Genomic DNA, 23,739 nt, shown 5'->3' on the forward strand with positions numbered 1-23,739 from the left:
AGGTGGTCCTCACCGTTCCCGCGGCCCTCGATCCGGACGGCACGGTGCTGATCACCGGTGGTACGGGTGGTCTGGGCGCATTGGTGGCCCGTCACTTGGTCAGCGAACACCGCATCACGCACCTGCTGTTGGCGAGCCGCCGCGGGCTGGAAGCTCCAGGCGCCGGTGAACTCGTCGCGGAACTGGCTGAGTTGGGGGCGACGGTGGAGGTTGCGGCAGTGGATGTCGCCGACCGTGACCAGCTTGCCGCCGCACTCGAAACCGTTCCCACCGACCATCCGCTGACCGCTGTCGTGCATGCGGCCGGTGTCCTGGACGACGGCGTGGTGGCTTCGCTCACTCCGGAGCGGCTGGCTCACGTCATGCGGCCGAAGGCGGATGCGGCGGTGCTTCTGCACGAGCTGACCCGCGGCGCCGACCTCTCGGCGTTCGTGGTCTTCTCCTCCGTCGCGGGCACATTCGGCGGTGCCGGGCAGGCCAACTATGCGGCGGCCAATGCCTTCCTGGACGCTTTCGCGGCGACGCGTCGTTCCTCCGGTCTGCCCGCCACTTCGCTTGCCTGGGGCCCGTGGGCACCGGGCGCGGGCATGACGGCCGACCTGACCGAAGCCGACCTCCGGCGCATGGCACGCGGCGGCATGCGGCCGCTCACCCCGGAACAGGGACTCGGTGCGCTGGATGCGGCGATGCGGCGCAGCGAAGCGGCCCTCGTACCCCTCGCGCTCGACCGTCGAGTGCTGCGGGACCGTCAGGCCGTTGCGGCGTTGCCCGCCATGCTGAGGGGCCTTGCCGTCGCCCCTGCGCGGCGCGCCGCCTCCGCGGCGGACGGCAGCGACGCGGGGGAGAGCTTCCGCGCCCGGCTGTCCGCGCTTCCGCACGCCGAGCGGGCTACGGCGGTCCTGGACCTCGTACGCACACAGACGGCGATGGTGTTGGGGCACGCGAGCCCGGACACCGTGGAGGCGACCCAGGACTTCCGTGGTCTCGGCATCGACTCGCTGACCGCCGTCGAACTGCGCAACCGCCTCAATGCGGCGACCGCGCTACGACTGCCGGCGACCCTGGTGTTCGACTACCCGTCACCACAGGCACTCGCGCGGCATATCGGCGGTGACCTCTTCGGCGATGCCGGGCCCGCGACCGGCCCGGCGGCCCCGGCCGTTCGTGCCGCCGCACAGGCCGATGCCGACGACGAGCGGATCGCGATCGTGGCGATCGGCTGCCGTTTCCCGGGCGGGGTGCGTGGCCCGGAGGAGTTCTGGCGGTTGCTGGCCGAGGGGGTGGACGCGATCGGCGCGCCGCCCGCGGACCGCGGCTGGCAGGCGGACGGGGTCCAGGGCGGATTCCTTTACGACGCCGCCGACTTCGACGCGGACTTCTTCGGGATATCGCCGCGCGAGGCGCTCGCGATGGACCCGCAGCAGCGGCTGCTGCTGGAGATCTCCTGGGAGGCGCTGGAGCGGGCGACGATCGACCCGCGCGGGCTGCACGGTTCCCGTACGGGTGTCTTCGTCGGCACCAACTACCAGGGGTACGGATCGGCCGCCCATGCCGTCCCGGAGGACGCGCAGGGGCAGTTGATGACCGGCCATGCCGCGAGCGTGGCCTCCGGCCGGGTCGCCTATGCGCTCGGCCTGGAGGGGCCGGCGGTCACGGTGGACACCGCGTGCTCGTCCTCTCTCGTGGCGATGCACTGGGCGGCACAGTCGCTGCGGTCCGGTGAGTGCGATCTCGCGCTGGCCGGAGGTGTGACGGTGATGGCGACGCCGGGCGCGTTCGCCGAATTCGACCGGCAGGGCGGGCTGGCCGGCGACAACCGGTGCAAGGCGTTCTCGGACGACGCCGACGGCACCGGCTGGGGCGAGGGTGCCGGCATCCTTCTGCTGGAGCGGCTCTCCGACGCCCGCCGCAACGGCCACCCGGTCCTCGCCGTCGTCCGGGGAAGCGCCGTCAACTCCGACGGTGCCAGCAACGGCCTGACCGCCCCCAACGGACCCTCCCAGCAGCGGGTCATCCGGGCCGCTCTGGCGGCGGGCGGCCTCACCCCGGCCGATGTCGACGCGGTGGAGGCGCACGGCACCGGCACCAAGCTGGGCGATCCGATCGAGGCGCAGGCGCTGCTCGCCACGTACGGCCAGGACCGTGAACGGCCGCTGTGGCTGGGCTCGGTGAAGTCCAATATCGGGCACACCCAGGCCGCCGCCGGTGTCGCCGGGGTCATCAAGACGGTGCTGGCCATGCGGCACGGGACGCTGCCGGCGACCCTGCACCTGACCCGGCCGACCTCCCACGTCGACTGGACGGCGGGCCGGATCGAGCTGCTGGCCGGGCCGGAACCCTGGCCGGAGACGGGACGGCCGAGGCGCGCGGCGGTGTCGTCGTTCGGCATCAGCGGCACCAACGCCCACGTCGTCCTGGAGGGCGGCGCCGAGGAGCACGCCGCGGTCGAGCCGGCAGCCGCGGGGCCGGTCGCCTGGCCGGTCAGCGGACGGTCGGCCGCCGCACTGCGCGCGCAGGCCGAGAGGCTGCGCGCCCACCTGACCGCCCGCCCCGAGTCGGCCCCGGGCGATGTGGCGCACTCGCTGGCCGCGGGCCGAGCGGTGTTCGAGCACCGGGCCGTGGTGGTCGCCGAGGACCGCGAGGAACTCCTCGCCGGGCTGGCCGCCCTCGGCCGTGACGAGGACGCCGCCGGCGTGGTGCGGGGCCGGACCGGGCAGTGGGGCCGTACGGCATTCCTGTTCAGCGGGCAGGGCTCGCAGCGGCCCGCTATGGGCAGGGAGCTCCTCGAACGGTTCCCGGTGTACGCCGATGCCTTCCGCCGGGTCTGCGACGCGTTCGACGCGCACCTGGACGTGCCGCTGGCCGAGGTGGTGCTCGCCGAGGAGGGCACGGATCGGGCCGGGCTGCTGGACCGTACCGCCTACACCCAGCCCGCGCTGTTCGCCGTGCACATCGCCTTGTACGAGCTGGTGCGTTCCTGGGGCGTGACCCCTGACGCGCTGATGGGGCACTCCATCGGCGAACTGTCGGCCGCGTACGTCTCCGGGGTGCTGTCGCTGCCGGACGCGTGCGCGCTCGTCGCCGCCCGGGGACATCTGATGGAGGCGCTGCCCGAGGGCGGTGCGATGGCCGCCGTGCAGGCGTCCGAGGAGGAGATGGCGCCGCTGGTGGCGGGTCGCGAGGGGCAGGTCTCCCTCGCTGCCGTCAACGGGCCGGGCGCGGTGGTGGTCTCCGGTGACGAGGACGCCGTGTCGGACATAATCGATCATTTCGCCGCGTTGGGTCGAAAGACTAGGCGTTTGCGGGTCAGCCATGCGTTTCACTCGGCGCATATGGACGCGATGCTTGCGGAGTTCGAAGAGGTCGCGCGCGGCGTCCGGTACGACGTGCCGGCGATCCCGATCGTCTCCAACGTGACGGGGCGCAGGGCCACGGAGGCCGAACTGACGTCGCCCGAGCACTGGGTGCGGCACGTGCGGCGGACCGTGCGCTTCGCCGACGGTGTGCGCCGCCTCCGGGAGGACGGCGTGGGCACCTACGTCGAACTCGGCCCGGACGGATCGCTGACCGCCATGACTCTCGACACCCTGGACCAGTCGGGACAGCCCGAGCAGACCGAGCAGCACCGCCCGGAGCGGCCGGCCGAGCACGCCGCCGTAGCCGTCCCCCTGCTGCGCCGGGGCCGGCCGGAACCGGTCGCCGCACTCCTGGCCGCGGCGGCCCTGCACGTGCGCGGGCTCGCCGGAACGCCCACGGGGCTGACCGCCCCGGCCCGTACGGTGGAGCTGCCGACATACGCGTTCCAGCGCAGCCGCTACTGGCTGGAGGCCGCCGAGCCGGCCGTGGTGCGGGGCGACGGCGGTGCCGCCGACGAGGAGTTCTGGGCCGCCGTCGAGCGCGGCGATCTCGGAGAGTTGACCGAGCGCACCGACCTCGGCGACGACACCCCGCTCAGCGAACTGCTGCCGGCCCTGTCGTCCTGGAGGCGCCGCCGCCGCGAGAGCGCCGCACTCGACTCCAGTGCTTACACGGTGGCCTGGCGGCCGGTGCCGGACGGCCCGCCGCCGGTCCTGTCCGGCACCTGGCTGCTCGCGCTGCCCGCCTCCCGGGCCGAGGAACCCTGGACGGACGCGCTCACCGAGGGATTGACCGCGCAGGGTGCGCATGTCGTACCGATCTCGGTGGACTGCTCCCTGGCCGACCGTGACGGGCTCGTGGAGCACCTGGGCAAACTGCCCGAACGGGATGCCCTGGAGGGCGTGCTGTCGCTGCTGGCACTGGACGAGGAGCCCGCGGCCGCCGGCCTGCACGGAAACACCGACCCCGACCGCACCGCCACCCCCGACCGCACCGCCACCCCCGCCGGCCTGGCCGCCTTGCTCGCCCTGACGCAGGCGCTCGGGGATCTGGAGATCGGCGCCCCGCTGTGGTGTGCCACCGTCGGAGCGGTCGCCGCCACCGACCGGGAGAGCGTGACCTCACCGGTGCAGGCCGCCGCCTGGGGCGTCGGCAGGGTCGCCGCGCTGGAGCAGCCGCAGCGCTGGGGCGGTCTCGTCGACCTCCCCGCCGATCTCGACGGCCGGACCGCAGAACGGCTCGCGGGACTGCTGTCCGGTACCACGGGAGAGGACCAGGCCGCCGTACGGGCTGCCGGGATCTTCGCCCGCCGCCTGGTGCACGCCCAATCGTCCGCGCCGACCACCGAGCCCGAGTGGAACTGTGCGGGCGAGACGGTGCTCATCACCGGCGGCACCGGTGCACTCGGTGCCCGTGTCGCCCTCCGGCTCGCCGAGCGCGGCGCCCGGCACCTGGTGCTGGCCGGCCGCCGCGGCCCGGACGCCGACGGCGCGGAGGCCCTGCGGGCCGAACTCGTCGCGGCGGGGGCCGAGGTGACGCTGGCCGCCTGCGACACCGCCGACCCCGACGCCCTCGCCGCACTGCTGGCCGCACACCCGGTCGACGCCGTGGTGCACGCCGCCGGCGTCCTGGACGACGGTCTGCTGGAGTCTCTGACCCCGGAACGCCTGGAAGCGGTCCTGCGGCCGAAGCTGGCCGCCGCCCGCAACCTCGACCGGCTCACCCGCGACCGCGAACTGTCGGCGTTCGTCCTGTTCTCCTCCTTCGCCGGCACCGTCGGCTCGGCGGGCCAGGGCAACTACGCCGCCGCCAACGCCTACCTCGACGCGCTCGCCGCCCGGCGCCGCGCCGAAGGACTGCCCGCCACGGCCGTGGCCTGGGGCCCGTGGGCCGGTAGTGGCATGGCAGCCGGTGGCCCCGAGGCCGAAGCCCGGCTGCGGGCCGGGGGAGTGGTCCCGCTCGACCCGGACGCGGCGCTCGCCGCGCTCGAGCGGGCGGTGGCCGGCGGGGGTGCCGCGGTCACCGTGGCCGAGATGGCCTGGGACCGTTTCGTACCCGGCTTCACCGCCGTGCGGTCCGCCCCCCTGCTGGCCGAACTGCCCGAAGCGCAAGCCCTGTTGCGGCAGGCCGCGGAGCAGGACGGCGGGCCGGAGGCGGAGGGTGGTGCGCTGCGCACCCGCCTCGCCGGGCTCGCCGAGGCCGAGCAGGAGCGGCTGCTGATCCAGCTGGTGCGCGGCCACGTCGCCACCGTGCTCGGGCACGGCTCCGCCGACGCGATCGACGCCGACCGTGCCTTCACCGAACTCGGCTTCGACTCGCTGATGGCGGTCGAACTGCGCAACCGGCTCGGCGTGGCGGCCGGACTCCACCTGCCTGCCACACTCCTCTTCGACCAGCCCACGCCACGGGCCCTCGCCCGCCATCTGCGGTCGCTGACGGATACCGAAGGCGGCGGGGCGCCCGCCCTGGACGCTCTCGACCGGTTGGAGGCGGCACTCGCCGGGCTCGGCGAGGACGACGCGCAGCGCGGCCGGATCGCCTCCCGGCTGACGGCACTGGCCTCCCGCTGGACCGGGCGGAGCGAGCCGCAGGACGGACGCAAGGACGACGGCGAAGGAGACCTCCAGGACCGGATCGACTCCGCCGGCGCGGAGGAGATCTTCGCCCTCATCGACAACGACCTCGACCTGTCATGACCGGCGGGACGACGGGCACGGGACGCCGGACCGGGAGGACGACCGGCCCGACGGCCACCGGCGGTGCGGTCAACGTCACGGTCACGGCCACCGGGGGTGCGGCCAACCACCACGCGGCCAACCACCACGCGGCCAGCCACGGCGCGGCCAGCCACCACGCGGCCAGCCACGGCGCGGCCAACAAAGGCACCGTCACGGCCACCCGTGCCACGGCCATGAGCGCCACGGCCACCCGTGCCACGGCCCTCGGCGGCGCCGCCACTTGGGGCTCGCCGGCCGGCACTCCCACGACCACCGCCGTGACCGGCATGACCTTCAGGGCGGGTGAGCAGGCGTGAACGAGCAGGAAAAGCTCCTCAGCTACCTCAAGAAGGTCACCGGCGATCTCCACGAGACCCGCAAGCGGCTGCGCGAGGCGGAGTCCGCGTCCCGGGAACCCGTCGCCATCGTCGCGATGAGCTGCCGGTTCCCGGGCGGCGCCGATACGCCCGAGGAGCTGTGGCGGCTGCTCGGCTCCGGTGGCGACGCCATGACCGAGTGGCCCACCGACCGGGGCTGGAACCTCGCCGACCACTACGACCCCGAGCCGGGCCGTCCGGGTAGGACGTACTGCACCACCGGCGGCGCTCTCCCCGGCGCAGGCGACTTCGACGCCTCCTTCTTCGGGATATCACCGCGCGAGGCGATGGCGATGGATCCGCAGCAGCGGCTGCTGCTGGAGATCTCCTGGGAGGCGTTCGAGCGGGCGGGCATCGACCCGATGGCGCTGCGCGGCTCTCGCACCGGTGTCTTCGCCGGCACCAACGGCCAGGACTACCCGGCACTCCTGATGGCTTCGCAGGAGAGTCTGGAGGGGCACGTCGGCACCGGCAACGCCGCCAGCGTCGTCTCCGGCCGCATCTCTTACACCCTCGGTCTGGAGGGCCCCGCCGCCACCGTCGACACCGCCTGCTCCTCCTCCCTGGTCGCCCTGCACCTGGCCGTACGGGCGCTGCGCGCGCGGGAGTGCGACCTGGCGCTCGCCGGCGGCGTCACCGTGATGTCCACCCCCGGCCTGTTCCTGGAGTTCAGCCGGCAGCGGGGACTCGCCCCCGACGGCCGTTGCAAGGCGTTCGCCGAGGCCGCCGACGGCACCGGCTGGTCCGAAGGGGCGGGGATGCTGCTGGTGGAGCGGTTGGCGGACGCCCGGCGTCTCGGCCATCCGGTGCTCGCCGTGGTCCGTGGCAGCGCGGTCAACCAGGACGGTGCCTCCAACGGACTGACCGCCCCCAACGGACCCTCCCAGCAGCGCGTCATCTGGCAGGCCCTCGCCGACGCCCAGCTGTCCACCGCCGACGTCGACGCGGTGGAGGCGCACGGCACGGGTACGACCCTGGGCGATCCCATCGAGGCGCAGGCGCTGCTCGCCACGTACGGGCAGGACCGTGAACGGCCGCTGTGGCTGGGCTCGATCAAGTCCAACATCGGGCACACCCAGGCCGCCGCCGGAGTCGCCGGCGTCATGAAGATGGTGCTCGCCATGCGGCACGGCCTGCTGCCCCGCACCCTCCACGTCGACCGGCCCACCACCCACGTCGACTGGACCGCGGGCCGCGTGGAACTGCTCGACGAGGCCCGAACCTGGCCCGGCGGCGACCGGCCGCGCGTGGCGGGTGTCTCCTCCTTCGGCGTCAGCGGCACCAACGCCCACGTCATTCTCGAACAGCCCGCCCCGGAAGGGCCGGAGCCGGCCGAACAGCGCCACCCCCAAGCGTCCGAACCGGCCGAACAGCCCGTCCCCGTAGGGCCCGAGTCCGCCGCATCCGAGTCCGCCGAACAGCCCGTCCCCGACGCTCCCCGGGCCGCCGGACAGCCCGACTCGCCACCGGCCCGCGACGCGCTGCCGTACGTCGTCTCCGGGCGCAGCGCCGCCGCGCTGCGCTCCCAGGCCGCCGCTCTGCACGCCCGGCTGCGCGCCGAGGACGCCCCGGCCCCGCACGACGTGGCCTGGTCGCTGGCCGCCACCCGCTCCGCCTTCGAGCACCGTGCCGTCCTGCTGGCCCGGGCCGACGACGACGCCGAACTGCTGCGCGGCCTGGAGTCGCTGGCGGCGGGCGCACCGGCGGCCGGGCTCGTGCAGGGCGTGGCCGACGTGGACGGCCGTACCGTCTTCGTCTTCCCCGGCCAAGGCCCCCAGTGGTCCGGTATGGCCACCGAACTCCTCGACGCCGACCCGGAGTTCCGCGAGCACTTCACCACCTGTGCGGCGGCGGTCGAGGGTTACGTCGACTGGTCCGTCGAAGCGGTCCTGCGCGGCGAGGACGGCGCACCCACCCTCGACCGCGTGGACGTCGTCCAGCCCCTGCTGTTCGTGACGATGGTCTCGCTGGCCCGCCTCTGGGAGTCCCGCGGTGTGCGCCCCGACGCAGTCGTCGGCCACAGCCAGGGCGAGATCGCCGCCGCCTGCGTCGCCGGGGGCCTGACCCTGGACGACGCGGCCCGCGTGGTGGTCCTGCGCAGCAGGGCCATCACCGCGCTCGCCGGCAGCGGCGGCATGGCGTCCGTGCTGTTGCCCGCGGCGGAGGTCGAGGCGCGGCTCGCCCCCTGGGAGGGGCGGGTCTCCGTCGCGGCCGTCAACGGACCCGCCTCCGTGGTCGTCTCCGGCGAGGCCGACGCCGTACGCGATCTGGTCGCCGACCTCACCGCCGCCGGAGCACAGGCCCGGCAGATCCCCGTCGACTACGCCTCCCACTCCTCCCAGGTCGAGCAGATCCGCGCACGGCTCCTCACCGACCTCGCCCCTTTGCGGCCGCGCACCGCGGACGTGCCGTTCTTCTCCACCGTCGCCTGCGACTGGCTGGACACCGAACGCCTCGACGCCGCCTACTGGTTCGACAACCTGCGACGCACCGTCCGCTTCGCCGACGCCGTACGTGCCCTGGCCGCACAGGACTTCCGCACCTTCGTCGAGTCCAGCCCGCACCCCGTGCTCACGGCCGCCGTCCGCGACACCCTCGACGAGGACCGCCGCACGGGCACGGTCGTCGCCGGAACGCTGCGCCGCGGCGAAGGCGGGCCGCGCCGCTTCCTCAACTCCCTTGCCGAACTGAGCGTCCGCGGCGGCGCAACCGTCGACTGGCCTGCCCTCGTCGGGGCGGGCACCCGCGTCGATCTGCCCACATACGCCTTCCAGCGCCGCACCTACTGGCCCACGCCCGGCGCGCTCACCGGGCCCGCGGCGCCCCAAGGCACCGACCTCGACTCCCGCTTCTGGGAGTCCGTCGAGAACGGCGACACCGGCCCGCTGGCCACCGCCCTCCACCTCGACGAGGACACCCTCGCCACCGTCCTGCCCGCCCTCAGCGACTACCGCAGGCGCAGCCGGGAGAACGCCGAGGCCGACGCCTGGCGCTACCGCGTCGGCTGGAAAGCCCTGCCTGCCACCACGGCCCCCGTGCTGCGCGGCAGTTGGCTCGTCGCCCTGCCCGCCGCCCACCGGGACCCGGCCCACCCCCACCACGTCCTCGCCACCGCCGTCGTGGACGCCCTTGCCCGCGCAGGCGCCGACCCGGTCACCGTCGAGGTCGCCCCGCACGACGACCGCGACCGCATCGCCGAACTCCTCGGCGCCACCGGACAGGACCGGCCGCAGGCGGTCCTGTCCCTGCTCGCCCTCGACGAGGAGGACCACGACGACCTGCCCGGCCTGCCCCGCGGTTTCGCCGCAACCGTCGCCCTCGTCCAGGCGCTCGACGACCTCGGCCAGGAGGCACCCGTCTGGTTCGCCACCCGTGGCGCCGTCGCCACCCGAGGGACCGAGACCGTCGACGCCCCGCAGCAGGCCCTCGTCTGGGGCTTCGGCCGGGTCGTCGCCCTCGAACAGCCCCAGCGCTGGGGCGGCCTGGTCGACCTGCCCGCGACCCTCGACCGTACGGCCGCCGAGCGGCTCACCGCGGCTCTGGCCGGTGTCGGCCAGGAGGACCAGCTCGCCGTCCGCGGCACCGGCCTTCTCGCCCGCCGCTTCACCCGCGCGGCAACGGGCGGCCTGGGCGCAGTCCGCGACTGGGCCCCCACCGGCACCGTCCTCGTCACCGGCGGCACCGGCGCCCTCGGCCGTAACGTCGCACGCAGGCTCGCCGGCCAGGGCGTCCCAGGACTCCTCCTGGTCAGCCGTACGGGCCCGGACGCCCCCGGCGCGGCCGAACTGCGGGACGAACTCACCGAACTCGGCGCAGGGCACGTGGAGATCGCCGCCTGCGACATCTCCGACCGCGACGAACTCGCCGCCCTGCTGGAGGCCATCCCCGCCGAACGACCGCTCACCGCCGTCTTCCACACCGCCGCCGTCCTGCGCGACGGCGTCATCACGACCCTCACCCCCGACCAACTCGCCGAGGTCCTGCGCGTCAAGGCCGAAGGCGCCCGCAACCTCGACGCCCTCACCTCCGGCCTCGACCTGTCCGCGTTCGTCCTCTTCTCCTCCACCGCAGGCACGATCGGCGCCCCCGGCCACGCCAACTACGCCCCCGGCAACGCCTTCCTGGACGCCCTCGCCCAGCAGCGCCGCTCCCGCGGCCTCCCCGCCACCGCCATCGCCTGGGGCCCCTGGGCGGACGGAGGCATGGCCGAGGGCTCGGTCGGCGAACGCCTCCAACGGCACGGCGTGCGCCCCATGAACCCCGAACTCGCGCTGAGCGCCCTGCAACAGGCCCTCGACCACGACGACACCACCCTCGCCGTCACCGACATCGACTGGGACCTGTTCGCCCACGCCTACACCACGGCCCGCCCCCGCCCCTTCCTCGACGACCTGCCCGACGCCGGTCGCGCTCTGGCCGCCCGCCGTACGCCTCACGGCGACTCCCCGCACGCCGACGCCGAGACTCCCGACAGCGGTGACCTCACCCGGCAACTGGCCGCGCTCGCCGAACCCGAGCAGCGAGCCGCCCTCGAGGAACTCGTCCGCGCCCATGTCGCCGTCGTCCTCAACCACGCCGGGCCGCAGGACGTCGAACCCACCCGCTCCTTCCGCGAACTCGGCTTCGACTCGCTCACCGCAGTGGAACTCCGCAACGCCCTCAGCGGAGCCCTCGGGCGCCCCCTGCCCGCCACCCTCGTCTTCGACTACCCCACCCCGGCCGACCTCGCGGAACACCTCCGCACCACCCTCGCCCCGTCCACCGCCGCCACCCCGGACGCCGTGCTCCCCGCACTCCGCGCCACCGACGACGACCCGATCGTCATCACCGCCATGAGCTGCCGCTTCCCCGGCGGGGTCAGCACCCCCGAGGAGTTCTGGCAGCTCCTCGCGGACGGCAAGGACGCCATCACCGACTGGCCCGACGACCGCGGCTGGGACATCGACGCCCTCTACGACCCCGAGCCGGGCGTGCCCGGACGGGCCAGCAGCCGCGGTGGCGGGTTCCTCGACCACGCGGCCGACTTCGACCCCGGCTTCTTCGGTGTCTCCCCGCGTGAGGCGCTCGCGATGGACCCGCAGCAGAGGCTGCTGCTGGAGCTGGCGTGGGAGGCGTTCGAGCGGGCCGGGATCGACCCGATGTCGCTGCGGGGCTCCCGCACCGGAGTCTTCGCCGGCACCAACTACCAGGACTACGCCTCCCGTCCCCTCGACCCCGCCACGGCCGACGAAGTCGCGGGTCACCTCGGTACGGGAAACTCAGCGAGCGTGATGTCGGGCCGCGTGTCGTACACGCTGGGCCTGGAGGGCCCCGCGGTGACGGTGGACACGGCGTGCTCGGCCGCCCTGGTGGCGTTGCATCTGGCGGTGCAGGCGTTGCGCGGTGGTGAGTGTGATCTGGCGTTGGCCGGTGGTGTGACGGTGATGTCGACGCCGGGGTTGTTCCTGGACTTCAGCCGTCAGCGGGGGTTGGCGTCGGACGGTCGGTGCAAGGCGTTCTCGGATGCGGCGGACGGGGCCGGGTTCTCCGAGGGTGCGGGTCTGGTGCTCGTCGAGCGGCTTTCCGATGCTCAGCGGCTTGGGCATCGGGTGCTGGCCGTGGTGCGGGGGAGTGCGGTCAATCAGGACGGTGCGTCGAATGGTCTGACGGCGCCGAATGGTCCGTCGCAGCAGCGGGTGATCCGTCAGGCGCTGGCTGGTGCGGGGTTGAAGCCTGCTGATGTGGACGCGGTGGAGGCGCACGGCACGGGTACGACCCTGGGCGATCCCATCGAGGCGCAGGCCCTGCTCGCCACGTACGGGCAGGACCGCGAACGGCCGCTGCTGCTGGGGGCGGTGAAGTCGAACATCGGTCACACCCAGGCCGCCGCCGGTGTGGCGGGTGTGATCAAGATGGTGCTGGCCCTGCAGCAGGGCATGCTGCCGCGGACCCTGCACGCGGACGAACGCTCGTCGCACGTCGACTGGACCGCCGGTTCTGTGGAGCTGCTCACCGAGGGCGCCGAGTGGCCGCGGACCGAAGAGGGTGCGCGGCGGGCGGGAGTCTCGTCGTTCGGCATCAGCGGTACGAATGCGCATGTGGTGCTGGAGGAGGCTCCGGGTCCGGAGGCGGTGGTCCCGGAGGAGTCGGTGGTTCCGGGTGCGTCGGTCGAGGGTGCTGTGGTGCCGTGGGTGGTGTCGGGGCGTTCGGCTGCTGCGTTGCGGGCGCAGGCGGGGCGGTTGGCGGAGTACGTGACGACCGGCGAAGCGCTGGGTGTTGTGGAGGTCGCCGGGTCTTTGGTGCGGTCGCGGTCGCTGTTCGAGCATCGGGCGGTGGTGTGGGGTTCGGACCGTGGGGAGTTGCTGCGGGGGTTGGAGGCCGTCGCTTCCGGTGAGGAGGCGGCGAACGCGGCGACCGGCACGGCCCGTCGCGATGTGCGGACGGCGTTCCTGTTCGCGGGGCAGGGTGCGCAACGGCTGGGCATGGGCCGGGAGTTGTACGAGACGTACCCCGCCTTCGCGGACGCCTTCGACGCGGTGGATGCGGAATTGCCGTTCAGGGTGCGGGAGATCGTCTTCGGTGACGACGCGGAGCGGCTGAACCGTACGGAGTTCGCGCAGCCTGCACTCTTCGCGCTTGAGGTGGCGTTGTTCCGGCTGTTGGAGTCGTGGGGGGTCCGGCCGGATGCGCTTGCCGGTCACTCCATCGGTGAGATCGCCGCCGCGCATGTGGCGGGCGTGTGGTCGCTCGCGGACGCCTGCCGACTCGTCGTGGCCCGCGGCCGGTTGATGCAAGCGCTGCCCGAGGGTGGCGCGATGGTGGCAGTCCAGGCATCCGAGGAGGAGGTGCTGCCCCTGCTGAACGACCGGGTCGGTCTTGCCGCGGTCAACGGCCCGCAGGCGGTCGTCATCGCCGGTGACGTCGGTGCGGTGGAAGAGATCGCGGACCACTTCCGCGCTCAGGACCGCAAGACCACAGCTCTCCGCGTCAGCCACGCCTTCCATTCCCCGCTGATGGAGCCGATGCTCGCCGACTTCCGCAAGGTCGCGGAGAGCCTGTCCTACGCGCGGCCGAAGCTGCCTCTGGTGTCCACGGTCTCCGGTGAGGCGGCAACCGAGGACGCGTTGATGTCGCCGGACTACTGGGTGCAGCACGTCCGCCGCACTGTCCGTTACGCCGACGCCATCGGCACCCTCGCCGACCAAGGTGTGGGCCGCTGCCTCGAACTCGGCCCCGACGGAACCCTCACCGCCCTCGCACAGACAGCCATGGAGGACCCAGGGGCAGCCGTACTCGTACCGGCGCTCCGCAAGGACCGGCCCGAGGCGGCCTCGCTGCTCGGAGCAGTGGCCCGGCTCCACGTCGACGGCCTGCGCCTCGACTGGACAGCCCAACTCCCCGAACTCCCACCGGTGTTGCTGCCGACGTACGCCTTTCAGCGGCGCCGCTACTGGCTGGACGCATCCGGGCAGCCCGGCGATGTCACCGCCGCGGGCCTGGAGCGGGCCGAGCATCCGCTGCTGTCTGCCGCGGTGAGCGTCGCCGACACCGGAGCGCTCGTCCTCAGCGGACGCCTGTCCACCCGGAGCCATCCCTGGCTCGCCGATCACCAGGTGCTGGGCCGCACCATCCTGCCCGCGACCGCGTATCTGGAACTGGGCCTGCACGCCGGTGACCTGGTCGGCCTCGGCCATGTCGCCGAACTGACCCTGGAAACCCCACTGGTGCTCCCCGAACGCGGCGCCGTGCAGCTTCAACTCGCCCTCGGCGGCCCGGACGAGGACGGGCGGCGGCCGTTCAGCGTGCACTCGCGGGGCGCGGACACCGCCGCCGACCGGCCGTGGACCCGCCATGCGCAGGGACTGCTCGCCGAGGAAACCGGAGCGGTGCCGCCGGAGGGCGGGGCCTGGCCGCCGCCGGATGCCGTTCCGGTCGAGCCCGGAACGGCGGGGGAGGGCGACTGGTACGCACACTTCGCCGCCGGAGGGTTCACCTACGGGCCTGCGTTCCGGGGGCTCGGCCGCGTGTGGCGGCGGGACCAGGACGTGTACGCCGAAGTGGCGCTGCCGGAGAGCCACCGCGCCGAGGCGTCCCGCTACGGACTGCACCCCGCCCTGCTGGACGCGGCCGTACAGACCCTGCTCGTCGGGGCGTTGGACGCCGACGGCCACGAGGATGCCGAGGCGACCCTGCCGTTCGCCTGGAACGGCGTCACCCTGCACGCGACGGGGGCGAGCGCGCTGCGCGTCCACCTGGCGCCCGGCGGACGCCCGGACGCGTACACGGTGTCCGTCGCCGACCCCGAGGGGCGACCGGTGGCCACGGCGGACGGCCTGGTCCTGCGCAGGGTGGCCGCCGGCCAGATCCCCGACGCCCCCGAAGCCCGTACGGCCGACGCCCCGCAGCCCCTCCTCGTACAGCGCTGGCGGCCCGCCGAGCCACAGCCGTCCGCCCCTGCCCCCGAGACCGTGCGCTGGGCGCTGCTCGGACAGGGCGGCGGCGGTCTCGCCGAGGCACTGGACGCCTCAGGAGTGCACCTGGAGTGCTACGCCGACCTCGCCTCGCTCGCGGCGGCCGTCGACACCGGAACCGCCGCGCCCAGGGTCGTCCTGACCGCCTGCACCGCACCCGATACGCCCGCACCCGTGGCCACCAGGGAGTTGCTGGCCGCGGCCGTCGATCTCGTACAGGACTGGACCGTCGACGACCGGTTCTCCGGCTCGCGCCTGGTCCTCGTCACCCGCGGGGCCCTCGCCGCCGCCGAAGGGGAGGACGTGAGCGACCTCGCGGGCGCCGCCCTGTGGGGGCTCATCAGGTCCGCCCAGCTGGAACACCCCGACCGGTTGCAACTCGTCGACATCGACGCGGCTGTCGAGGGCGGGGGCGACGAAGCCCGGCGGGCCGTCCCGGCCGCGGTCGCCGCCGCTCGGCCGCAGTCCGCTGTGCGCGACGGAGCGCTGCTGGTGCCGGACGTCACCGCACGAGTCGCGGACACCGCGTCCCACTCCGCGTCCCACTCCGCGTCCCACTCCGCGTCCCACTCCGCGTCCGACACCCTGTCCGATCCTGTGTCCGACTCGGCGACGGCACCACCCTTCGACCCCGATCGCACCGTCCTCGTCACCGGTGCCACCGGCGCCCTCGGCTCCCTGGTGGCACGGCACTTGGTCACGGTGCACGGGGCGCGCCGGCTGCTGCTGGCGTCCCGGCGCGGCGGGGACGCACCGGGGGCCGAGGCCCTGATCGCCGAACTGGCCGCGCAAGGTGCCGAGTCGACGCTCGTCGCGTGCGATGTCGCCGATCCCGCCGGCCTCGAAGAACTGCTCGCCCGCGTCCCGGAGCAGCATCCGCTGACCGGCGTCGTGCATGTCGCGGGGGTCGTCGACGACGCGACGCTGACCTCGCTCACCGATGCCCAGGTCGACCGCGTGCTGCGCCCGAAGGCGGACGCGGCATGGCACCTGCACCGGCTGACGCAGGGTCAGGATCTGTCGCTCTTCATGATGTTCTCCTCGGCGGCGGGCACCTTTGGAGCGGCCGGCCAGGGCGCGTACGCCGCGGCCAACACCTTCCTCGACGGACTCGCCGGGCACCGCCGGGCGCACGGTCTGCCGGGCACATCGGTCGCCTGGGGGCTGTGGGCGGCCGAGAGCGGCATGACCGCCGGGCTCGGCGCGGGCGACCGGGAGCGGATGGCCCGCAACGGCATGCTGCCGCTGACCGCGGAAACGGGCCTCGCGCTGTTCGACGCGGCCCTCGCCGCACCCGACGCGGCCGTGATCGCCGTGGCCCGGGACGCGCGGACCGCATCGCGTACGGGGACACGTCGCGCCGTCGCCGCGGCGGCACCGGCCGACGGCGGGAGGTCCCTGGCCGCACGGCTGGCGGGACGCGAGGAGGAGGAACGCCTCGCGGTCCTGCTCGACGCGGTCCGCGAGCAGGTCGCCACCGTGCTCGGCCACGACTCGACAGACGAGGTGCTGCCCGACCGGCACTTCGCGGAGCTGGGTTTCGACTCACTGACCGCCGTGGAGCTGCGCAACCGGCTCGGCTCCGTGACCGGCTTCCGGCTGCCCCCGACGCTCGTCTTCGACCTCGACACGCCACAGGCAGTCGCCGCCGATCTGGCCGAGCGGTTCGCCGGGGCGACGTCCGCCGCACACGGCGCCCCGAGCGGGGACCGGTCCGACGACGGGACGGCACACGGGGCCGGCCGGCCTGAGGACACCGTGGGCGCGCTGTTCCGCACCGCCTGCGAACAGGGGCGTATCGACGAGGGGTTCGCCCTGCTCCAGGCGGTCGCCGAGCTGCGGCCCGTCTTCGAGTCGCCGGCCGAACTGACCGGCCCGGCCGCCGGGCTCCGGCTGGCCGCCGGGGACGAGGGCGCCGCCCTGATCTGCTTCAGCTCGTACGTGGCGCTGGCCGGGGTGCACCAGTACGCGCGGTTCGCCTCCGCGTTCCGCGGCCGGCGGGACGTATGGGCCTTCCCCACGCCCGGCTTCGGGCGCGGCGAACCGCTGCCCGCCTCGCTCGACGTGGTGGCCAGGACACAGGCCGAGTGGGTGCTGCGGTGTGCCGACGGCAGGCCGTTCGTCCTCACCGGCTCCTCCTCCGGCGGCATCCTGGCGCTGGCCACCGCCCGCCATCTGGAGAAGTCCGGGCAACCGCCCCTGGGTGTGGCACTGCTCGACACCTACATGCCGCGTACGGACTCGCCGTTCACCCGTTTCTCGGCCGAGATGCTGGGCGGGATGTTCGACCGGGAGTCGATGTTCGCGCACATGGACGCCGACCGGCTGTCCGCGATGAGCTGGTACATCAGCATGATCGGCGAATGGGATCCGGGCGACCTGTCCACACCCGTGGTGCTGGTGCGCCCCAGCGAACCACCGGTCACCGCCGCCCAGGAGGGGCCGCTGGAACCGGGGGACTGGCAGAGCTCCTGGGACGGCGCCGGCAGTGTGGTCGACGTCCCCGGCAATCACTTCACGATGATGGAGTCGCACGCCGCCAGCACCGCGAGCGCCCTCGCCACCTGGATCGGCACAGGTCTGCCGCCGCGCGCCGCCGATCGTCCGCCGGCCCACCGAAACGAGGGAGCATGATGCGGGTCCTCTTCGTCACCCTGTCCGAGAAATCCCATGTGTACCTCATGGCTCCGCTGGCGTGGGCACTCACCGCCGCCGGCCACGACGTCCGTGTGGCGAGCCAGCCCATGGCGACCGAGACCATCACCCGCGCCGGGCTCACCGCCATCCCCGTCGGCAGCGACCACGGCATCCACCACGACATGGCCGCCTACCGGGAGTCGCAGGACTACCGGACCGCGAACTGGAGCCGTTGCGAGCGGCCCGAGGTGGACTGGGCGGAGCTGAAGGAACGCTACGAGCTGAGCGTCCCCTACGCCTTCGCCGTCTACAACGACTCCATGATCGAGGACCTGGCAGCCCTCGCGCAGAGCTGGCGGCCCGATCTGGTCGTCCGGGACCCGCTGGCATACGCGGGGGCGGTCGCCGCCCGCATCAGCGGGGCGGCCCACGCCCGCCTGATGTGGTGCGCCGACGTGTGGGGCCGCACTCGGCACACGTACCTGGAGCTGATGCGGGAGCAGCCCGAGAGCGAGCGGGTCGACCCGCTCGCCGAGTGGCTGGCAGCCAGATCGGAACCGTTCGGTTTCTCCTGCGACGAGGAGATGCTGCACGGTCAGGCCACCATCAGCACCCTGCCCACGGCGCTGTCGGTACCGACGGCATCGCCCGAACTGCCGATGCGCCACGTCCCGTACAACGGTCGCGCGGTCGTGTGGGACTGGCTGCGCGAGGCGCCGAAGCGGCCACGTGTCTGCCTCAGCCTGGGGGCCTCCAACACCGAGGACTACGGCGGCGACTACGTCTCGGTGCAGGAGATCCTCGACGCCCTCGCCGACGAGGACCTGGAGGTGGTGGCCGCGCTGCTGCCCGCCCAGCGGGAGAAGCTCACCGCCGTCCCCGACAACGCCAGGGCCGTCGACTCGGTGGCCCTGCACACGCTGCTGCCGAGCTGCTCGGCCGTCATCCACCACGGCGGCTACGGCAGCTTCGCCACCGCCATGGCCGACGGAGTGCCCCAACTGGTGCTCTCCACCCTGGTCTCCGACCACGAACTGCGCGGCCGGGCGCTCCAGCAGGCGGGAGCCGGTATCCATCTGCACCACCGGGACGCCACCGCGGACAACGTGCGCGACCACATCCGGCAGCTCACCGGGCAGCCGGAGTTCGGCGAGGGGGCCCGGCGGCTGCGGGCCGCCTGCGAGGCGATGCCGAGCCCGCACGACGTGGTGCCGGCCCTGGAACGACTGGCGGAGGTCAGATGACCACCCGCCGGCCCTCACCGCGACCCGCTGCGGGAAACGATCCGCCGGCGGGCGCGAACCCCCGACCCTGCGAACCAGACCACCACGGAACAGGACAACACCATGAAGATCAACGTGGATCGCGACCGCTGTGTCGGAGCCGGTCAGTGCGTGCTGGCGGCCGCCGGCGTCTTCGACCAGAGCCGGGACGACGGGCTCGTGGAACTGCTCCAGTCCGAGCCGCCCCAGGACCTCCAGGCCGGCGTCGAGGAGGCGGAGATGATCTGCCCCTCCGGCGCCATCGAGCTCCAGTCCTGACGGCCGGCCCTCTTACCCACGACACCAGTTAGGCGGGTGGAACCGTGAAGGCTCTTGTCCTCTCCGGAGGCGCGGGGACCCGGCTGCGGCCGATCACCCACACCTCCGCGAAGCAGTTGGTGCCGGTGGCCAACAAGCCCATCCTCTTCTACGGGCTTGAGGCGATCGCCGACGCCGGGATCACCGAGGTGGCGATCGTGGTCGGCGACACCGAGAACGAGATCCGGCAGGCCGTCGGCGACGGCTCCGAGTTCGGTCTCGACGTCACCTATCTCCGGCAGGAGGCCCCCCTCGGGCTGTCCCACGCCGTGCTCATAGCCCGGGACTTCCTCGGCGACGACGACTTCGTGATGTTCCTCGGGGACAACTTCGTCTTCGGCGGCATCACCGACACCGTCGAGGAGTTCCGCAAGGAGGGCCCCGACGCGCAACTCCTGCTGACCCGTGTGCCCAACCCGTCCGCCTTCGGTGTCGCCGAACTCGACGACGCGGGGCGGCTGCTGCGGCTGGAGGAGAAACCCGAGCATCCCAGGAGCGACCTGGCACTGGTCGGCGTCTATCTCTTCGGCCCGTCGATCCACGAGGCGGTGCGCGCCATCGGCCCCTCCGCGCGCGGTGAGCTGGAGATCACCGACGCCATCCAGTGGCTGCTGGAGCGGGACCGGGACGTGCGCACCACGGTGATCACCGGTTACTGGAAGGACACCGGCAACGCCGCGGACATCCTCGACGTCAACCGCAGACTGCTGGACCTGCTGGAGTACCGGGTCGAAGGGGACGTCGACGAGACCAGCGAGATCGTCGGCCGGGTGCAGATCGACGCCGGAGCCGTGATCCGAGGCTCCCGCATCGTCGGGCCCGCGATCATCGGCCCCGGCACCGTCATCGAGAACTCCTACATCGGGCCGTCCACCGCCATCGCGGAGGACTGCGTCATCCGCAACAGCGAGATCGAATTCTCCATCATCCTGCGGGAGTCCGGCTTCGACAGCATCCGCCGGGTGGAGGGCTCGCTCGTGGGCCGCAATGTACGGGTCTCCCTCGGCCCGCGGGTGCCCGCCACTCACCGGCTGGTGATCGGCGACCACGGGCGGGTGCAGCTCTCGTCATGACCGGCCAGCACCCCGCCCCGCCCCCGCCCGCCGCGGGCGCCGTCCGCGTCCTGGTGACCGGTGGTGCCGGATTCATCGGCTCCCACCACGTCAGGACCCTGCTCGGCCCCGACGGCCCGGCCGGGGTCACCGTCACCGTCCTGGACAGCCTCACGTACGCAGGCAATCCGGCGAACCTGGACGGGATCCGCGACCATCCCGCGTTCGCCTTCGTCAAGGGCGACATCTGCGACCAGGAACTCGTCGACGCACTCATGGCGGACCACGACGAGGTCGTGCACTTCGCCGCCGAGTCGCATGTGGACCGCTCGATCCTCAGCTCCTCCGAGTTCGTCCGCACCAACGTCCTGGGCACCCAGACCCTGCTCGACGGTGCGCTGCGCCACGGGATCCGCACCTTCGTGCACGTCTCCACCGACGAGGTGTACGGCTCCATCGACACCGGCGCGTGGAGCGAGGACTGCCCTCCACAGCCCAACTCCCCCTACTCCGCCTCCAAGGCGTCCTCCGACCTGCTCGCCCTCGCCTACCACCGCACCCACGGCCTGGACGTACGGGTGACCCGGTGCTCCAACAACTACGGTCACCACCAGTACCCGGAGAAGGTCATACCGCTGTTCGTCAGCAACCTTCTCGACGGCCGGAAGGTCCCGCTGTACGGGGACGGCGGCAACGTCCGCGACTGGCTGCACATCGACGACCATGTGCAGGGCGTCGAACTGGTCCGCACCCGCGGCCGGGCCGGCGAGGTCTACAACATCGGCGGCGGCACCGAGCTCACCAACCGCCGGCTCACCGATCTCCTGCTCGAAGCATGCGGCGCCGGTCCGGACCGCATCGAATACGTGCAGGACCGCAAGGGCCACGACCGCCGCTACTGCGTCGACTGGACCAAGATCCGCGACGAACTCGGCTACCGGCCGCGCAAGGACTTCGCCACCGGCCTGGCCGAGACCGTCGCCTGGTACCGGACGAACCGGGCCTGGTGGGAACCGCTCAAGCAGGGTGCCGGGGTGCCCCGTTGACCGGCCTGGACGACATCGTCGTCGTCGGCGCGGGCGCCGCCGGCGCCACCACCGCCGAGACCTTGCGGCGACTGGGCTACGAAGGCCGCCTCACCCTCGTCGGCGCCGAACGCCATGAGCCGTACGACCGGCCGCCGCTGTCCAAGCAGATCCTCTCCGGCCGGTGGGAGCCGGACCGCATCCGGCTGCGCCGACCCGACACCTATGAACGCCTCGGCATCGGCCTGCGGCTGGGGACAGCGGCCGCCCGGCTGGATCGCCTCGGCCGCGCGGTCGAACTGGCCGACGGCACCCGGCTGCACACCGACGCCGTCGTCGTCGCCACCGGTGTAAGGCCCCGGCGGCTGCCCGGCGCCGAAGGACTGACCGGCGTGCACGTGCTGCGCACCCTCGACGATGCGCTCGCCCTCCGCGAAGCCCTGGCGGGGGGAGTGCGCCTGGTGGTGGCCGGAGCAGGGCTGCTCGGCACCGAGGCGGCCGTCACCGCCCGCGGACGGGGGGCCGACGTCACCCTGGTCGGCCCCGGGCCCGTACCGCTCCTCGACCTCCTCGGTTCCCAGGCGGCCGGACTGGTCGCGGACGTGCACCGCGAACTCGGGCTGCGCGTACGGCAAGGGCGGGTGGCCGGACTGGAGGGCGCGGGCGGCGCGGTGACCGGCGTACGGCTGGCCGACGGGACGCTGCTGCCCGCGGACGCGGTGCTCGTCGCGGCCGGTTCGCTCACCAACACCGAATGGCTGCGCGGCAGCGGCGTCCGTGTCGACGACGGTGTCGTCTGCGATGTGCTGGGCGCGGCCGAGCCGGGCGTGTGGGCCGCGGGCGACGTGGCCCGCGGACCCGACGCGCGCACGGGACGGCTACGGCGTTCGGAGCACCGCACGCACGCCGGCGAACAGGCCGTCGCCGTCGCCCGCAACGTGCTCGCCGGCACTAGGGCCACAGCCTTCGCGCCCCTGCCGTACTTCTGGACCGACCAGCACGACCTGAAGATCCAGGTGTTCGGGGACATCGCCGGTGCCGAGCAGTGCCACATCGTCGAAGGCAGTCCCGCCGAGCGGAAGTTCGCCGCGGTCCACTGCACCGGGGGCCGCGTCCGCGGTGCCGTCGCCGTCAACCTTCCCCGTGCCGTCCAGCAGCTCCGCCCCCTGGTGGAGGGTGGAGCTCCGTGGACGGGCCGACCGGCACAGACGCCGGAGGCGACGGCGGGCAGCGCACCAGGGGCGTGAGCGCCCCGGCGGTCGGGGGCGCCCCTCGGCTGGTTCCGCTTCGGTTCCGGTACGCGACACCGGCGACATTGGCTCAGCGGCAGCATGCCGCCGACAGGGGCAGCGGCGACAGTGGCGCGCGCCGGTCGGTCAGCCGCGGTCGCGCCCGGAGCGGGACCCTGGGCCCGCGTCGTAACGGCCGGGCATGCGGTCGTTCGGTTCCGGCATCAGGATCTGCCAGAGCCCGGCGCGGGCGTGGTAGATGTTGACGATCACCAGCATCACCAGGGTGAAGACTCCGTACTGGGCGCCGTTGAGCGCCGGCACCACATGCACCGGAAGCGCGTACGCCATCAGCGTCCGGATGCCGGAGTCCACCAGCAGCCCGATGCCCCAGATCACCGTGGTGACCCGCCAGATCCGCCGGAAGTGCGGGACCTGGTCCCACAACTCGTCCCAGGTCCTGCTGTCCGTGGTCCTCCGTTCCAGCAGCCGCCGCGAGAACCCGAAGGCCAGCGGTCGCCTGCCGCGCAGCGACACCAGGAAGCCCAGCCCGGCCACACCCGTCAGCCAGCCGTCCCGGACCAGCAGCATCCGCGCACTGCCGCCGGTCACCGACACGATGATGCTGAGCACCAGCATCGTCGTCACGAACACGCCCAGGACGTCCAGCCGCCGCGTCTTGGCGAACCGTACGAGCGTGGCGACCGCGGGCACCACCGCACCGGCCGTCAGCGCGAGGACATCGCTCACCCCGGCCGCCGTCAGCCCGTAGTACAGGCCGATCGGGATACCGAGGTCCACGACCAGGGTCAGCAGCAGGGGCGGCCCGGAATCGGAGGGCGGTGCGTCGTGGGCGGCCCGTCCACCGCCGGCACGGCCACGGGCACGCCCGTCGGAGGGCTGATCCGGTAGGGCGCTGCCACTGCTGGTCATGCGTTCTCCGTCCGAATGGGGCCGTACGGAACGGTTGCCCGGTCGCCCTCACGTCATCCGTCCCACATCCGGGCCGGTCGGCGTCCGGGCCGGCCGCCACGCGCACAGCGTACGTGCGCCCCCGGCCCCGCGACCGTGGCGATGCACCTCAGCGGGGCAATCCTTTGGAATTCCCTAGACCTCCCCGAGGACTCATTGACCCGCGAACCCCCGGTGCTAGCGTCGGCCGCCAGGGCTCCCCTGCACAGGTCCAATTCCCGCCGCGGTGGCAGGAACCGAAATTCTCTGCACAGCTGTCTCGGCGTATCGAGCCTGTCACCCTCCGCTGACCTTGGAGACATCTGTGACCCACGTCGACACAAGCGAGTGGTCCGCCCACACC

The 23,739-nt window shown here is 73.3% G+C and carries 9 protein-coding genes; 8 read left to right on the top strand and 1 reads right to left on the bottom strand.

What is annotated here, in order from left to right; all coding sequences use genetic code 11:
* The 8 genes from ACGFNH_RS32455 to ACGFNH_RS32490 form a co-directional block, all read left to right on the top strand.
* On the top strand, positions 1–6,053 hold a 6,053-nt coding region (locus tag ACGFNH_RS32455; protein WP_393659946.1), incomplete at its 5' end, for a type I polyketide synthase.
* Positions 6,050–6,391: a hypothetical protein gene (locus ACGFNH_RS32460; RefSeq protein ID WP_393659948.1), complete on the top strand. Its 342-nt coding sequence runs from the start codon at positions 6,050–6,052 to the stop codon at positions 6,389–6,391. The genes ACGFNH_RS32455 and ACGFNH_RS32460, both read left to right, overlap by 4 nt.
* Entirely contained in the window at positions 6,388–17,535 is an 11,148-nt protein-coding gene (locus tag ACGFNH_RS32465) for a type I polyketide synthase (protein ID WP_393659950.1), read from the top strand. Before ACGFNH_RS32460 ends, ACGFNH_RS32465 begins: the two co-directional genes overlap by 4 nt.
* On the top strand, positions 17,532–18,782 hold the full coding sequence (locus ACGFNH_RS32470; protein WP_393659952.1) for an activator-dependent family glycosyltransferase: 1,251 nt from the start codon (positions 17,532–17,534) through the stop codon (positions 18,780–18,782). The genes ACGFNH_RS32465 and ACGFNH_RS32470 overlap by 4 nt, the downstream gene beginning before the upstream one ends.
* Before the next feature lie 102 nt (positions 18,783–18,884).
* Entirely contained in the window at positions 18,885–19,079 is a 195-nt protein-coding gene (locus ACGFNH_RS32475; RefSeq protein ID WP_393659954.1) for a ferredoxin, read from the top strand.
* 44 nt (positions 19,080–19,123) lie between these two features.
* The gene (locus ACGFNH_RS32480) at positions 19,124–20,191 is read left to right on the top strand and encodes a glucose-1-phosphate thymidylyltransferase (RefSeq protein WP_393659956.1); all 1,068 of its coding nucleotides are present in this window, start codon (positions 19,124–19,126) and stop codon (positions 20,189–20,191) included.
* The gene (gene rfbB, locus ACGFNH_RS32485) at positions 20,188–21,216 is read left to right on the top strand and encodes a dTDP-glucose 4,6-dehydratase (RefSeq protein ID WP_393659958.1); all 1,029 of its coding nucleotides are present in this window, start codon (positions 20,188–20,190) and stop codon (positions 21,214–21,216) included. The genes ACGFNH_RS32480 and rfbB overlap by 4 nt, the downstream gene beginning before the upstream one ends.
* Positions 21,213–22,442 (top strand): NAD(P)/FAD-dependent oxidoreductase, encoded by a 1,230-nt coding sequence (locus ACGFNH_RS32490; RefSeq protein WP_393659959.1) that lies wholly within the window; start codon positions 21,213–21,215, stop codon positions 22,440–22,442. Before rfbB ends, ACGFNH_RS32490 begins: the two co-directional genes overlap by 4 nt.
* A gap of 129 nt (positions 22,443–22,571) precedes the next feature.
* Here ACGFNH_RS32490 and ACGFNH_RS32495 read toward each other — a convergent pair whose 3' ends face one another.
* A complete protein-coding gene (locus tag ACGFNH_RS32495) occupies positions 22,572–23,357 on the bottom strand; it encodes a VC0807 family protein (RefSeq protein ID WP_393659961.1) in 786 nt (261 codons plus the stop codon).
* Positions 23,358–23,739: the final 382 nt, after the last annotated feature.

Source organism: Streptomyces sp. NPDC048639, from assembly GCF_043199075.1.
Taxonomy (GTDB): domain Bacteria; phylum Actinomycetota; class Actinomycetes; order Streptomycetales; family Streptomycetaceae; genus Streptomyces.

What these genes read in the sequence shown, in the direction of transcription:
- ACGFNH_RS32460 (WP_393659948.1), top strand. Translation starts at nt 6,050, where the DNA reads ATGACCGGCGGGACGACGGGCACGGGACGCCGGACCGGGAGGACGACC.
- ACGFNH_RS32470 (WP_393659952.1), top strand. Translation starts at nt 17,532, where the DNA reads ATGATGCGGGTCCTCTTCGTCACCCTGTCCGAGAAATCCCATGTGTAC.
- ACGFNH_RS32475 (WP_393659954.1), top strand. Translation starts at nt 18,885, where the DNA reads ATGAAGATCAACGTGGATCGCGACCGCTGTGTCGGAGCCGGTCAGTGC.
- rfbB (WP_393659958.1), top strand. Translation starts at nt 20,188, where the DNA reads ATGACCGGCCAGCACCCCGCCCCGCCCCCGCCCGCCGCGGGCGCCGTC.
- ACGFNH_RS32495 (WP_393659961.1), bottom strand. Translation starts at nt 23,357, where the DNA reads ATGACCAGCAGTGGCAGCGCCCTACCGGATCAGCCCTCCGACGGGCGT.